General features: G+C 41.1%; 14 protein-coding genes. 3 read left to right on the top strand and 11 right to left on the bottom strand.

Annotation, left to right across the window (positions count from 1 at the left end; translation table 11 throughout):
- Positions 1-12 precede the first annotated feature (12 nt).
- Entirely contained in the window at positions 13-117 is a 105-nt protein-coding gene (gene sspM / locus ACP7A0_RS03805; protein WP_012010346.1) for an acid-soluble spore protein SspM, read from the top strand.
- A 23-nt stretch (positions 118-140) separates the two neighbouring features.
- Here the strand turns inward: sspM and ACP7A0_RS03810 are convergent, their stop codons facing one another.
- Complete coding sequence (locus ACP7A0_RS03810; RefSeq protein WP_060596722.1) at positions 141-1,097, bottom strand: DUF2515 domain-containing protein; 957 nt, start codon at positions 1,095-1,097, stop codon at positions 141-143.
- A 46-nt stretch (positions 1,098-1,143) separates the two neighbouring features.
- On the opposite strand from ACP7A0_RS03810, the gene recU reads away from it, so the two are divergent.
- Positions 1,144-1,755, top strand: coding sequence for a Holliday junction resolvase RecU (gene recU / locus ACP7A0_RS03815; protein WP_060596723.1), 612 nt, complete (start codon positions 1,144-1,146; stop codon positions 1,753-1,755).
- 43 nt (positions 1,756-1,798) lie between these two features.
- The gene (locus tag ACP7A0_RS03820; protein ID WP_375565785.1) at positions 1,799-4,513 is read left to right on the top strand and encodes a PBP1A family penicillin-binding protein; all 2,715 of its coding nucleotides are present in this window, start codon (positions 1,799-1,801) and stop codon (positions 4,511-4,513) included.
- A gap of 35 nt (positions 4,514-4,548) precedes the next feature.
- Here the strand turns inward: ACP7A0_RS03820 and ACP7A0_RS03825 are convergent, their stop codons facing one another.
- From ACP7A0_RS03825 to panB, 10 genes are all read right to left on the bottom strand, one after another.
- Complete coding sequence (locus ACP7A0_RS03825; protein WP_034661033.1) at positions 4,549-5,058, bottom strand: YpoC family protein; 510 nt, start codon at positions 5,056-5,058, stop codon at positions 4,549-4,551.
- Complete coding sequence (gene nth, locus ACP7A0_RS03830) at positions 5,055-5,717, bottom strand: endonuclease III (protein WP_034661035.1); 663 nt, start codon at positions 5,715-5,717, stop codon at positions 5,055-5,057. Before nth ends, ACP7A0_RS03825 begins: the two co-directional genes overlap by 4 nt.
- Positions 5,718-5,734: 17 nt before the next feature.
- Positions 5,735-6,439, bottom strand: a complete 705-nt coding sequence (locus ACP7A0_RS03835) for a DnaD domain-containing protein (protein ID WP_034661036.1) — start codon at positions 6,437-6,439, stop codon at positions 5,735-5,737.
- A 98-nt stretch (positions 6,440-6,537) separates the two neighbouring features.
- The gene (asnS, locus tag ACP7A0_RS03840; protein ID WP_095285348.1) at positions 6,538-7,830 is read right to left on the bottom strand and encodes an asparagine--tRNA ligase; all 1,293 of its coding nucleotides are present in this window, start codon (positions 7,828-7,830) and stop codon (positions 6,538-6,540) included.
- A gap of 115 nt (positions 7,831-7,945) precedes the next feature.
- Positions 7,946-8,431 (bottom strand): cell wall elongation/penicillin-binding protein regulator TseB, encoded by a 486-nt coding sequence (gene tseB, locus ACP7A0_RS03845; protein WP_060596725.1) that lies wholly within the window; start codon positions 8,429-8,431, stop codon positions 7,946-7,948.
- A gap of 12 nt (positions 8,432-8,443) precedes the next feature.
- Positions 8,444-8,614, bottom strand: coding sequence for a YpmA family protein (locus ACP7A0_RS03850; RefSeq protein WP_008344594.1), 171 nt, complete (start codon positions 8,612-8,614; stop codon positions 8,444-8,446).
- Between the two features lie 132 nt (positions 8,615-8,746).
- Entirely contained in the window at positions 8,747-11,539 is a 2,793-nt protein-coding gene (gene dinG, locus ACP7A0_RS03855) for an ATP-dependent DNA helicase DinG (protein WP_340876187.1), read from the bottom strand.
- Positions 11,540-11,652: 113 nt separating this feature from the next.
- A complete protein-coding gene (gene panD / locus ACP7A0_RS03860; protein ID WP_024422780.1) occupies positions 11,653-12,036 on the bottom strand; it encodes an aspartate 1-decarboxylase in 384 nt (127 codons plus the stop codon).
- Positions 12,029-12,895, bottom strand: coding sequence for a pantoate--beta-alanine ligase (panC, locus tag ACP7A0_RS03865; protein WP_060596727.1), 867 nt, complete (start codon positions 12,893-12,895; stop codon positions 12,029-12,031). Before panC ends, panD begins: the two co-directional genes overlap by 8 nt.
- Complete coding sequence (panB, locus tag ACP7A0_RS03870; protein WP_060596728.1) at positions 12,892-13,731, bottom strand: 3-methyl-2-oxobutanoate hydroxymethyltransferase; 840 nt, start codon at positions 13,729-13,731, stop codon at positions 12,892-12,894. Before panB ends, panC begins: the two co-directional genes overlap by 4 nt.
- Between the last annotated feature and the right edge of the window lie 133 nt (positions 13,732-13,864).

A 13,864-nucleotide genomic window follows, 5' to 3' on the forward strand; every position in this document is an offset into this window, starting at 1 on the left:
GAGGTAGATTTCATGAAAAAGCAGCCAGCACCAAAAGAGCAAAAGCCAAAAGGGAAAGAAAACAGTACAGATCAGCTTGATAAAAAGCTCGGCGGTCCTAATCGACCATCCACGTAAAAAAAGCAGGTACCCCCTGCTTTTTATTTATGCAAAAAATAGTGCTCTAATGAGAAAAGAAAACGAAGCTGTCTTTTTTTATGAAAATACCAGTCGGTCAGCTCAATTTGTTTTGGTAACGTTTCTGCATCAAATAAGGATGGGCTCAATTTCTTTTGAAACCAATCGTCCCTTTGATCGTCTAATGAATGTGTCATCACCGGATAAACTGTTCGAAGAAAAGGTGTTGACCTCCTAGCGATCCCTAAAAACGGCTCAAAATCAAACCGTGATCCGGTATGCGGAACGGTATGCAAAAAATGATAAAAATCCGAAAATAAATCGGCTCGAAATAATAGTTTCGCTAGTTTTTTTCCTAATGTAATACGCTCCTTTACGCGGGAAAACTTCCGTATGGTTAACCCGTACAAATGCCCGTCCACCGTTGGAAAAACAACGGTTTGGAAATGTCCCCACTCGCTGAACAGATATTGAATCGAGTGAAAAACATTCTTTTTCAGAAGAGGATTTTGTATAATAGGAGATTGTATAGTATATTGTTCATTTATGATGAGTGCATAAAGCAGGCGCTCTGTGTCACCCTTTAGCCAAAAACGTTCCCACTCAGTGCTCATAAAACGAGAAACAGAAAAATATGGAAGCAGATGGAACAAGGGTTTGCTGCACCGCTTAGACCATTCATACAAAAGAAGCTGAGGGTAAGCATCCGAAAAGATCAGCCAATTCGCTCTTTCATATGCTGTGAAAAAAAGGTGCCCCTGCTGATCTGTTAAACCTGGATGGAAGAGCTCACCCTTAAGATCCGTCATAGACCATCCAGCATTTCTCGAGACAAAGGAAGCAAGCAGCGACCATTTCATCTCTGGATGGCGGTCATAAAAGCGTTTGTAAGCATTTGTCCTCGTCAGGTTGTCTTTATTTTTTGCTTTCGTTTCACGCAATATATACTGAGTGATGATGTGCTCTTCTTGTGACAACATAGTAATCTCTCCAATACAAAATGCATTAAAAGGAGGCTGAAACTTGATGATTCGGTATCCAAACGGAAAATCGTATCAGCCCATTCAACAAATTGGGACAAAAAAAAGAATCAGCGGCGAATCCTCTTATAGTAACCGCGGGATGACGCTTGAGGCTGACTTAAATGAAACCAACCAGTACTATTTGGTCAACGGGATCGCAGTCATTCATAAAAAGCCTACCCCCGTTCAGATTGTGAATGTGGATTATCCAAAAAGAAGCGCTGCTGTTATCAAAGAAGCCTATTTTAAACAATCATCCACAACAGACTATAATGGAGTGTACAAAGGGCGCTATATCGATTTTGAAGCAAAGGAAACCAAAAGCACCACCTCGTTTCCGCTCAAAAATTTTCACGATCATCAAATTGAGCATATGAAACAGGTAGAAAAGCAAGGCGGTATTTGTTTCGTTATTATATCCGCATTTGGCTCCGTTTATTATTTGTCCGCTTCAGATCTCTTTTTCTTCTGGGAGCGGCAGCAGCAAAACGGCCGGAAATCCATTAGCAAAGACGAATTAATGGAAGCTGGCCACTTAATGACACTTGGATATTCGCCAAGAATTGATTATATTAAAGTAGTGGAGACACTTCATTTTTCGGATGAAAGTGAGTAGCAATGACGTTCGAAAAAGGTTTAACACGAAAGGTTGAGATGTGATGTCTGATCAATTTACAAGTCGTGAACAGCGACGTAAAGCAAGTCAAGAAAACAATAAGAAGCAAAAGAACAAAAAAGGCAAAAAGAAAGCAGGTCTATTTAAAAAAATATTTTTATCTTTACTCGTGATCGGTCTTCTTTGTGTAGTTGCCGGAATCACAACTTTTGCCGTTTTTGCATCAAGCGCTCCTTCTATTGATGATAGTAAGCTCAAAACACCGTATTCTTCAAAGCTTTATGACAAAGACAAGAAAGTGTTTGCAGAAGTTGGTGCGGAAAAAAGAACGTATGTCTCGATTAAAGATATACCCGATGTGGTAAAAGAAGCATTTATTGCAACTGAAGATGCACGTTTTTATAAACACCACGGGATTGATCCAATCCGTATCGGCGGTGCCCTTGTCGCAAACGTCGAGGACGGCTTTGGAGCTGAAGGTGGAAGTACGATTACACAGCAAGTTGTGAAAAACTCTCTACTTAACAATCAAAAAACGTTAAAACGTAAAGTACAGGAAGTATGGCTCTCGATTCAGCTTGAGCAAAAATACTCTAAAGATGAAATTTTAGAAATGTATTTAAACCGTATTTTCTTCTCGCCTTATGCTTATGGTGTTGGGAAAGCGGCAGAACAATTTTTCGGCGTTACAGATTTAAATAAACTAACTGTTGCACAGGCTGCCACACTTGCAGGTATGCCGCAAAGTCCTTCTGCCTATAACCCAGTGAAACATCCTGAAGCAGCGGAAAAACGCCGTAATATCGTTTTAAGCCTCATGAAAAAACAAGGCTACATTTCAGAAAAAGACTATGACGTTGCAAAAGCAACCCCTGTCAGCAAGACAGTCGTTTCAGCTAATAAATATAAGAGCCAAAACTCAAGTAAGTACTCTGCTTATATTGAAGAAGTCATGGAAGAAGTACAGAAAAAAGCCAAAGTGGATGTATCAACCGATGGACTAAAAATCTATACATCACTTGATCGAAAAGCACAGGATCACCTAGATGATATTATCAATGGGGATTCAGTTGGTTTTACGAAAGGTATGCAGGCGGGTGTCACCCTGCTTGATACGAAAAATGGCGAAATCCGAGCTATTGGCGGTGGACGTGATGTACCAGCCGGCGGCTTTAACTATGCGACAGATGCAAAACGTCAGCCAGGTTCAACAATCAAACCAATTTTAGATTACGGTCCTGTCATTGAAAACAAAAAATGGTCTACGTATCAGCAAATTGATGATGCGCCATATACGTACTCAGATGGTACACCGATTAATAACTTTGACAGAAGACATTTAGGGAAAATGTCCATGAGAAGTGCTTTGGCACAATCACGTAACATCCCTGCACTCAAAGCATTCCAAGAAGCTGGTTCAACTAATGCAGCTCAATTTGCCAATAATTTAGGCATGGACTTACCTTCTGATATTCCAGAGTCTTATTCAATTGGTGGATTTGGAGATGGTGTGTCTTCATTAAAAATGGCAGGTGCATTTAGTGCATTCGGTAATAACGGATACTATAACGAACCGCATGCTGTCACGTCTGTTGAATTTAATGACGGTACAAAGCTTGACCTTACGCCAGATTCCAAAGCGGCTATGAGTGATTACACAGCATTTATGGTCACAGATATGCTAAAAACTGCTGTCCAATCTGGAACTGGGACACTTGCACAAGTACCAAACGTTCAAGTAGCTGGTAAAACAGGTACAACGAACTTTGAACAAGATGATATTAATAAACACAATATTCCTTCTGGCGGTGCGAAAGATTCGTGGTTTGTTGGTTATACGCCGCAATATACAGCAGCCGTTTGGACTGGAATTGGTAACTCAAAAGATGCGGACGGCAAAATATGGCTCACAAATTATGAACAGCGTGTTGCCAAACTCGTCTTCCAGCGATTAATTTCTCAAATTGATGATGGAAGCGGCTCATTTGAAAAACCAGACAGTGTCGTTGAAGCTACGGTTGAAAAAGGATCGGATCCAGCGAAATTAGCCGGACCAAATACACCGAGCGATAAGAAGACAACAGAATACTTTGTAAAAGGAACGGTTCCGACAAAAGTGTCTGACACATATGAGAAAAAAGAAGCCGATAAGCCTTCTGACTTAAAAGCGGTGTATGATGAAGAGAAAAAATCCATCACACTGACTTGGGGCTATGATGACGACGCAGATGCTACATTTAATGTGAAACAAGCAGTTGATAATGGCGGCTATAAAGAGATTCAAAACAGTTCTTCTAAAGAAGCGGTCATCTCTGATGTGAAGCCTGGCTCTACTTATAAATTCCAAGTGACAGCCACTGTAGAGGATGTCACAAGTAAAGCAGCTTCTACCTTCCTCACCATCAAGGATGATGAAGATGAGGAAGAAAAAGCAGATGATGAGAATAAAGAAGAAGAAGAACCGCAGCAGCCTGACGACGAGCAGACAGACCAGACTGACGATAACAAAAATCAACCCCCAGGCACTGACGAGCAAAAGCCAGATGATAAAAAAGATCAAGATCAAGATAAGGATAAGGATCAGGATCAAGGCGGAAATACGGAAAATGGAAATAATGGTTCTTCCGATGATGGCTCAGACAGTACAAATGGGAACTCACAAACTGACAATAAAGATAAAAAGAAAGATGATGCGAAAACAAACTCTCAAAGCTCAAATTCGCAATCAAATTCTCCTAGTCGAAAAGAAAATGAATAATGAAAAAGCACTTGCCCATATGGCAAGTGCTTTTTTTAACGGTTTTGTCTGATCTTTTTAAGTGCTTCATGTTTTCCATACTGCTTTTTTAGTTCCGTGTATAGCTCGTCCAGTTGAATAAAGCAATGATATTGAGTTGGTTTTAGCAAAATGAACTCTAAACGTTCTGTCCAATTAATTGGAGCTACAGGAAAAGTCTCTTGCTTGATATGTTCCCATTCAAGCGTTTGAAGTCTCTCCCCTTTGATCCAGTAAAACATCGCAATCATACTGACAATACCTTGCAGCATATCATCTTCTTCACACCGGGACTTTCTTGTTTGAAAACGAGGAAGCATTTTTTCTTTTAATTCATTCCACAGTTCGAACATCACAGGAACAAATTCTTCTGTTTTCTGCCATGGAAGCTCATCTGTTAAAAGTTCTGATGATAGATCATATGCGAGTGGATTATCTCTAAGTATGTCTACTCGATCGCCTTTCATCTCTACCTTTTTCCCTTTTAGCTTTTCGACATATGAGGTAAAAACAGCTGCCCCGCTCATGCCAGCTTCACCAATCCTTTTTTCAGCCTCTTCTGCCCTTCTCTACACATATCAAGAAGCGGACAGGACTCGCACTGCGGCCGCTGCGCCTTGCAGTGATATCTGCCAAAAAAGATTAGGCGGTGATGCGTCACAGACCAATCTTCTTCTGGCACCTTTTTCATTAAGGTTTGCTCTACTTCAAGAACAGAATCCTTCCACCGGCAAATCCCAAGACGCTTACTAACTCGTTCTACGTGTGTATCTACAGCAATGGCCGGCACTCCAAAAGCGACAGATACGACGACATTTGCTGTTTTCCGGCCCACCCCAGGAAGCTTCACAAGCTCGTCCCGATCCTTTGGTACTTCACCGCCATATTCTTCAATCAGCATTTTACTCAACTTTTGAATGTTTTTAGCTTTATTGCGATAAAGGCCAATCGAACGAATATCTTGCTGCAATTCTTCAAGCGGTACACTTAAATAGTCTTCTGGTGTTTGATATTTTTGAAATAACGTTTTGGTGACTTTGTTGACAAGCACGTCTGTACACTGCGCAGAGAGTGCCACAGCGATCACAAGTTCAAATGGATTGGAATGAACAAGCTCACACTCAGCCTCTGGAAACATATCTCCTATAATATCTAAACATTCATTGATTTGTTTTTTTGATAACATGACTTCTCCTTTATTGGTTATTGTTCCAGCCAATTATAAAAAGGAACTTGTCGTTTATATGTTGACGTCTCTTCTTTTGAAGGTGGCGCTTTTTGCTGAGAACGGAAATGCTGGCTATGCTCTTTTGCTTCTTCCGCTGTTTTCAGCCCTTTCTTTTTCCACTCAAACAGAATTCGGTCGATATAACGGAAATTTAATTTTCCTGATAAAACCGCTTCTCTTAACGCTAGGCGAATCATTTCAGCATCATGATGGTCTTGATCCATCCAGATCGAGAGTGTTTCTCCTTCAAGAGGAGACAGCGGTCTGCCAAATTCATCTTCAAATAGAGCATATAAAGACTTTTCAGCCTGCACATGAAGTTTTTGACCTTCCTTTGCTTGTTTTGCTTCTAAAAAGTCATACAGTACGCCCCATAAAGGCTCAACTGAGTAGCGGTCATGCTGAATACCAGACCCGTCCTCAAACGGCTGAATCGAAATAAATCCCTTTTGAATTAAATGCTGAACCATATACGCACACTCTTCAGCTGAAATGGTCATGCCATGGGACAGCTCTTCAAATGTTTGAAAGAAAACACCTTGTTCTTCATTCATTTTAATCTTGAGCATCACCATCATTTGTGATTCATTCAGTCCTAACTGCTCATAATGAGCAATCAGCAAATTAGGCAAACTGGTCGAACCCATTTGCTGCATATTAATAAATTGCTGCCTATTCATCGGATACACCTCTTCAGTTTAAGTATATCACGTTTTATTTCACGTGCCCCTTCAAAAAACGTTTGAAAAAGCCTCCATATGTTGGAGGCTTTCACGTCTTAAGGATATAAACGGTTTAATAATCTTGGGAAAGGAATGGTTTCACGCACATGCGGCGCTCCACTAATCCAAGCAACTGTACGTTCAAGTCCAAGACCAAAACCTGAATGCGGTACAGAACCATATTGTCTTAATTCTGTGTACCATTTGTAAGTTTCTTGATCTAGCCCATGTTCTTTCAATCTTGCTTCAAGCAGCTCTAGATCATGCACACGCTCAGAACCGCCAATGATCTCTCCGTAGCCTTCTGGTGCAATCAAGTCTGCACAAAGGACGACATCATCACGATCCGGTGCAGGCTGCATGTAAAATGGTTTTAATGATGTTGGGTAATGAGTGATAAACACTGGTTTATCGTAGCTTTCAGCGATCGCTGTTTCGTGAGGCGCACCGAAGTCATCTCCCCATTCAATATCGTCAAAGCCTTTTTCCTGCAAGAATTTAATCGCTTCATCGTAAGTGATGCGCGGGAATGGTGCTTTGATGTTTTCTAATTTTGCTGTATCACGGCCAAGTGTATGCAGTTCAACTTTACAGTTTTCAAGTACACTTTGAACAACATGAGTCACATAATGTTCTTGATACTCAAGGTTTTCATTAAATTCGACAAAAGCCATCTCAGGCTCGATCATCCAAAACTCAATTAAATGACGTTTTGTTTTAGATTTTTCAGCTCTAAATGTTGGGCCAAATGAGAATACTTTTCCGAGTGCCATTGCCGCAGCTTCCATGTAAAGCTGTCCACTTTGAGAAAGGTACGCATCTTCATCAAAATATTTCGTCGCAAACAGCTCCGTTGTGCCCTCAGGTGCACTTCCAGTTAAAATTGGCGGATCTACTTTCACGAAACCTTCTTGATGGAAGAATTCATATGTAGCACGAATAATTTCGTTACGAATTTTCATAATGGCATGCTGCTTTTTAGAACGAAGCCATAAATGACGGTGATCCATTAAGAATTCTGTTCCATGCTCTTTTGGTGTAATTGGATAGTCAGTTGCTTCGTGAATCACTTCAATGGATTTCACTTGCAATTCAAAACCAAGAGGTGAACGCTCGTCTTTTGTCACTTGTCCTGTCACATAGACAGATGTTTCTTGAGTGACTGATTTCGCAAGCTTAAAGACTTCCTCTTCCACTTCTGCTTTTACTACGACTCCTTGAATAAAGCCTGTCCCGTCACGCAGCTGCAAGAATGCAATTTTACCGCTTGAACGTTTATTGGCAATCCATGCGCCGATGGTTACATCTTCATCGACATGTTTGAACACTTGATTAATCGTTGTTTTCAACATAATTCCCTCCAAAGCCAGAAAGAAGCTCACCTTTTCGACAGGTGTGAATCTTTTTTCATACATTTTATTATAACCGTTCTAAATCAGCATGGTCAACGCAAGACAGGAGAAACTACGGCGTTACATTTTTTTCCACATGTCCTGTCGAGAAGTCGACATAGCTGAAGCTGTATTGATTGTTCTCATTTAAGTACGTCACTTCCCAAAGGAGTACGTCACCTTCTCTTGCTAATTGAACGTCCTTTAGCTTAGATACAGTGTTCTCCTTTTGAACGGCTTGTACTGCTTGATTTGAGGTAATGCCTTCTTTTGCTTTTTTTGCGATCACTTTTTCTTTATTGCTGGCAGGTACCCAAACATAGGTTGTTTCATTTTGTTTGTTTTTCCCTTCAACAATAAATTGTTTTTCTTTCCCGACAAAGGTTTCCACTTGCTCCACTTGTACGATGTTTGCTTGTTTTTTTGCTCGTTCAATCGCCGCCTCATGACCTTGTTCTTTTTGTCCCATGGCAATCTGATAAATCCACGTAAAACTGATGATGCCAATGAGCAAAACGAGAGCCACAACGGATGAAATGATCCAGACTATTTTTTTCATGTCAAGCTTCCCCTATGTGCGATATATCGTAAATATCGCTTGATTTTGATCTTCTTGATCTAATGCTAATCCAAACATGAGATCTTCTCTTTTAAGCGTTCTGTTCAATAAGTCAACAATTTTATACAGGTCCTCTGAATGCTTAATTTGAACAGTTGAAAGTACCTCTATTTTACTTTCCACTTCTAATTCCTCCTCGGTACGTAAATATTGTTAGTCATACTTTTCGGCGCGGGAACCGATACTATTTTTACAACGGAACACAAAAAGCCGTTACGATAAATTAACTCCAAACCCACACCAGCTAAAGGCCGCTTATGACAGCGGCTTTTCGTTGTTGAGCTTCTCTATATACGCCTCAAGTGATTCTTTTGACATCTCGTGGACTGGCGCATGAGGGAGTGATTCTAAAAATAGCTTTCCATATGAAGCGGTTTTCACTCGGCGGTCTAGAATGAGCAATGTACCTATGTCTTTTTCAGAGCGCAGCAAGCGTCCTGCACCTTGTTTAAAGGTTAGCACAGCTTCTGGGAGAGCAACGGCTTTAAACGGGTTCTTCCCCTGTTTTTTAGCGGCATCACATTTTGCTTCAATGAGCGGTGAATCAGGCGGCCTGAACGGGAGACGTGCCATAATGACTGTTGTCAGCTCTGATCCAGGAAAATCGACACCTTCCCAAAAACTACCCGTACCAAGTAAAATCGCATGTTTTGCTAATTTGAACATTTTCGTTAATTTAACAGGGCTCCCGCCCGTCAGACCTTGAGCAAAAAGGGCGGCTTGCATCCCTTCTGTTTTCAGCTCTTCATACACTGCTTTTAACATCTCATGTGAATTAAACAACACCAATATCTTCGCTTGATGCTGCTTTTCCATCACCTTAATGTACCGTGCTGCTTGCTTTACATAGTCGCGCTCATCACGGTTCGTAATCGGCGGCATATCAGCTGGTACAATCACCTTGAGCTGTTTTTCAAGTTCAAACGGTGACTCAATCTGTACAAGATGCGGATAAAAATCCTGCAGACCAAATCGTTCTAAGCAATAATCAAAGCGCCCATTGATTGTGAGTGTTCCTGATGTGAGAACAACACTTTTTTTGTTCATAAAAAATCGGTCCGCTAAAAGCTCTCCAGTATCTAGCGGCTGTGCATGCATAAAGACAGCATTTTTGGCACCCTTTGCATCAATCTCAATCCAAACCGTTTCATCATTTTTCGGTTCAAAAATAAACCGGTACAGCGTACTGCAAAATGTATGCATAAACGACATCACTTGATCGTATTCCTCTGCTTCAAAGGCAAAGTGTTCTGTCAGCTGATCACTTTTTTGAAGAAGCTCGCTTTTTTGCTGCTCATACAACTTTTCACAAGCAATTAACAAGGAACAAAGCTTACTTGCCGTCTCTTTAATCCGTTTCCACTGCGCATGCTTCGAATGATGACGTACTCTATGAATGAGACGATTGATGTCTGCTTTTGGTTTTGTCCTTTTGACAAAAGAATGAACGGTACTAAAGAAGGCGTCACTTTCCATTTGAAGCTGATGAAGATACTCATCCATTTCGATAAAGGTGTCCGTCTGTAAACCAGCACCGTGAAATCTCTTTTTCAGCTTGTTTAAAAGACCGCCCTGTAAGGAGCCAAGCTGCGTTAATTTCGCATGAAGCTGGATATACGACGCACTATCTCCTAGTGTTTCATTGGCTGTTTTCTCAAATTGATGAGCCTCGTCAATCACATATACGTCTGCATGCTGAAAGATAGACGATGCTTCCGTTTGTGATAAGAGCAGGCGATGATTTGTTAAAATTAAATTGGCTGTTTTGGCCCTTTTTTTGGCACGTTCATAAAAGCAGTATTCTTTAAAGCGGCGCTTTTTTGATGTAAACGGCATGTGCACACACGAAATACGGTCTTTTATATTGGCAGCTCCTGACGGTAAATTCAGTTCAGATAAATCACCCGTTTCTGTGACAAGAAGCCACATTAATATTTGCGCCTTCGTTAAGACCACATCATAGTTATCATCTTCCTCATGCAGCACATGCTCAAACTTATCTAAGCAAATATAATGCGCCCGTCCTTTGAATACACAGGCAGCTGGCTCAAACGGAAGCAATTGATTTAAAATCGGCACATCGCGCTGAAGCATTTGCTGCTGCAAAAGAATGGAATATGTACTAATAATGACAGGTTTTCCTGATTTCTTTGCCTCTAGTGCAGCTGGTATGAGGTATGCCAGCGTTTTTCCAATACCTGGTGCCGCTTCAATTAAAGCATAGGCCCTTTCATGAAACACATCTCTCACTTTATTCATCATCGTGAGCTGGCCTTCTCTTACTTCATAGCCTTCCACTGTTTGGGGAAGCTTCTTTTTGATCTCCTCAAACAGCTGTTTATCGTCTTCCCCTACTGAATCTGTCGTATCCGTTTCAGGATTGGTGACATCTTTTACAGCAAAAGAGCCCACTTCTACCAAAGAATCTTCACGGCTAGCACGACTCGTTTCAAGCTGCTGTATTAAAAGTCCTATATCGCTTAAGAGATAAGAGGATAATCTGCGCAGCTGCTTTAGCACATTTGGCGGTGTATGTGTTAATTGATGTAATAAGGTTAAAAATAACATGGCAGTAACTTCCGCATCACTATCCGCCCGGTGCGGGTGGTCATGTGGAAGCATGAGCTCTTCACTTAATTCAGTGAGCTTATAACCTTCAAGCTCTGGATAAAGAATTCTAGAAATCTCAACTGTATCAATCGCTAGCACATCCAGCTCATTTTTCCCGCATGCTTTTAGTTCATCATTTAAAAAATTCAAGTCAAAATGAACATTGTGCGCAACAAAATAAGCGCCTTGAATAAGATCATACACCTCTTGGGCAATGTCCTCAAAAAACACTGCATCGTTAACCATGTGCTGCTGAATACCTGTCAGCTGTTCAATAAATCCAGGGATCGCTTTTCCCGGGTTCACATATTTTGAATACCGTTCGACAATTTGTCCATTTTCAATGACCACCGCAGCAATTTGAATGATTTTATCACCCTTTTTGGGTGAATTTCCGGTGGTTTCAATATCAACGACAACAAACCTTTGATCGGCCATAAAATGGACACCTCAATTCCTCGTTTCACTCGAAGTGAAACACACTCTGGGCAAAATAGCTGAAACAGAACAGCTTCTTTTCTTAAAACTGTTCTGTTTCCTTGCAGCATGCGTTATAAAATCGTTCTCGCAGGCTCTTGCCCAATCATTTGTTCAATTTGATTTTGTTTATTTAATACGACCACTTTTGGTGTATGTGTCTTTGCTTCTTCTTCTGAGAGCATTCCATAAGCGATAATAATCACTTCATCCCCCGGCTGAACCAATCTTGCTGCCGCGCCATTTAAACAAATGACACCGCTCTTTCTTTCACCAGGAATAATATATGTTTCAAGTCTCGCGCCATTGTGATTATTGACAATCTGTACTTTCTCATTTGCCATCATGCCTGCCGCATCAAGTAAATCTTCGTCAATGGTGATACTTCCTACATAATGTAAGTTTGCTTCTGTTACCGTCGCTTTATGAAGTTTAGAGGTCATAAAGGTTCTATACATGTTTTTCACCGCTTTCAGGAACATGGAATATCACATTATCAATCAGTCTTGCCCGTGAGAATTTCACCGCAATCGCAATGATGACCTGACCTGCCAACTGCTGAAGCGGCTCAAGCTCTGGATAGGAGTAGATCTCAATATAATCGATTTCCCCGCTCGTTTGAAGAATTTCCTCTTCTACCAACTGATAAATACGACTGACGTCACGTTCACCTTTTTCAACCGCTGACTGTCCTTTTTTCAATGCGCGGTACAAAGCAGGTGCTTCTTGTCTTTCTTTTTCAGATAAGTACACATTTCTTGAACTTTTCGCTAAACCGTTTTCTTCTCTAACTGTCGGCACAGATACAAGGTGAAGATCAAAGAAGAAATCCTTGATCATCGCATCGATCACAGCGACTTGCTGTGCATCCTTTAGACCAAAGTATACATTTGTTGGTGCTACAAGATGAAATAGCTTTGTAAGCACAGTAACAACGCCGTCGAAATGTCCTGGACGTTTTTTCCCGCATAAGACATCAGTCCGCTTTTGAACCGTCATCGTGATAGATGGCTCATTTGGATACATTTCTTTCACATCAGGTGTAAATAAAATATCCACACCTGCTTCTTCTGCAAGGCGCTGATCTCTTTCCATATCCCTTGGATAGGATTCAAAGTCTTCGTTCGGTCCAAATTGCAAAGGATTGACAAAAATACTCATTACCACAATGTCATTTTGATCCCTTGCTTCTTTCGCGAGCGTCAGATGTCCTTCATGAAGAAAGCCCATCGTTGGGACAAAGCCAATGGAATGCTGTTTTTCTCGATGCTGCTTGATCAATTCCTTCAGCTCGTGAATATGGGTGACAACGTTCATTTTTTCATACCCCCATATAAACCATCAAGGACTTCTTCTTTGATATGAAATGTATGCTTGTCTTCTGGAAATGTGTGTGCTTTTACTTCTTTCGTATATTGAATAAGCGCTTCTTCTAGTACAGTATCAATTTGCGCGTATTGTTTCACAAACTTAGGTGTTCTAGACACCCCGTATCCTACCACATCATGGTAAACGAGAACTTGTCCGTCTGCCTCAGCTCCTGCACCAATCCCGATGACAGGAATTTTCAGCATGTCGGTAATTCGTTTTGTCAGTTCACCAGGTACGCATTCAAGCACAAGTGCAATCGCACCAGCTTCCTCACATTTTAAGCTGTCTTCAATCAATTTCTGCGCACTTTCGTGGTCTTTTCCTTGCACTTTATATCCGCCAAGTACTCCAACTGACTGAGGGGTGAGGCCTAAATGACTGACGACAGGAATCCCGCCTCTTGTGAGAGCTTGAATGGATTCAAATACGCCATCTCCGCCTTCTAGCTTTAAGGCATCCGCTCCGCTTTCTTGCATGATGCGTGCTGCGTTTTTCAATGTTTCTGCTAATGAATAATGGTAAGACATAAATGGCATATCCGTCACAATAAATGTGTCTTTTGCGCCTCTTTTCACTGCTTTTGTGTGATGAATCATATCATCCATCGTGACTTGGACTGTCGAATCGAGTCCAAGTACAACCATCCCAAGTGAATCACCAACTAAGATCATGTCGACTTCCGCTTTTTCTGCTTGCTTTGCAGATGGATAGTCGTATGCTGTCAGCATCACAATCGGTTCGTTTTGTTCTTTCATTTTGAAAAAATCTAGCTTTGTCTTCATTTGTTCCTCCTCATTCTGGAGAGGAGATGGCTTGCCTCACATCACATGTTTTGATTTCTCATGCGCGGCGAATCATCCCTCTGTCCAAGTCCCTTAGGATCAAGGCAGAAATTTATCAAATTTTTGTTTCTAC

This window comes from Bacillus sp. DWP3-1 (assembly GCF_049896565.1).
GTDB lineage: Bacteria > Bacillota > Bacilli > Bacillales > Bacillaceae > Bacillus.

Coding starts and splice junctions, on each gene's coding strand:
- sspM (WP_012010346.1), top strand. CDS start 13: ATGAAAAAGCAGCCAGCACCAAAAGAGCAAAAGCCAAAAGGGAAAGAA.
- ACP7A0_RS03810 (WP_060596722.1), bottom strand. CDS start 1,097: ATGTTGTCACAAGAAGAGCACATCATCACTCAGTATATATTGCGTGAA.
- recU (WP_060596723.1), top strand. CDS start 1,144: ATGATTCGGTATCCAAACGGAAAATCGTATCAGCCCATTCAACAAATT.
- ACP7A0_RS03820 (WP_375565785.1), top strand. CDS start 1,799: ATGTCTGATCAATTTACAAGTCGTGAACAGCGACGTAAAGCAAGTCAA.
- ACP7A0_RS03825 (WP_034661033.1), bottom strand. CDS start 5,058: ATGAGCGGGGCAGCTGTTTTTACCTCATATGTCGAAAAGCTAAAAGGG.
- nth (WP_034661035.1), bottom strand. CDS start 5,717: ATGTTATCAAAAAAACAAATCAATGAATGTTTAGATATTATAGGAGAT.
- ACP7A0_RS03835 (WP_034661036.1), bottom strand. CDS start 6,439: ATGAATAGGCAGCAATTTATTAATATGCAGCAAATGGGTTCGACCAGT.
- tseB (WP_060596725.1), bottom strand. CDS start 8,431: ATGAAAAAAATAGTCTGGATCATTTCATCCGTTGTGGCTCTCGTTTTG.
- dinG (WP_340876187.1), bottom strand. CDS start 11,539: ATGGCCGATCAAAGGTTTGTTGTCGTTGATATTGAAACCACCGGAAAT.
- panD (WP_024422780.1), bottom strand. CDS start 12,036: ATGTATAGAACCTTTATGACCTCTAAACTTCATAAAGCGACGGTAACA.
- panC (WP_060596727.1), bottom strand. CDS start 12,895: ATGAACGTTGTCACCCATATTCACGAGCTGAAGGAATTGATCAAGCAG.
- panB (WP_060596728.1), bottom strand. CDS start 13,731: ATGAAGACAAAGCTAGATTTTTTCAAAATGAAAGAACAAAACGAACCG.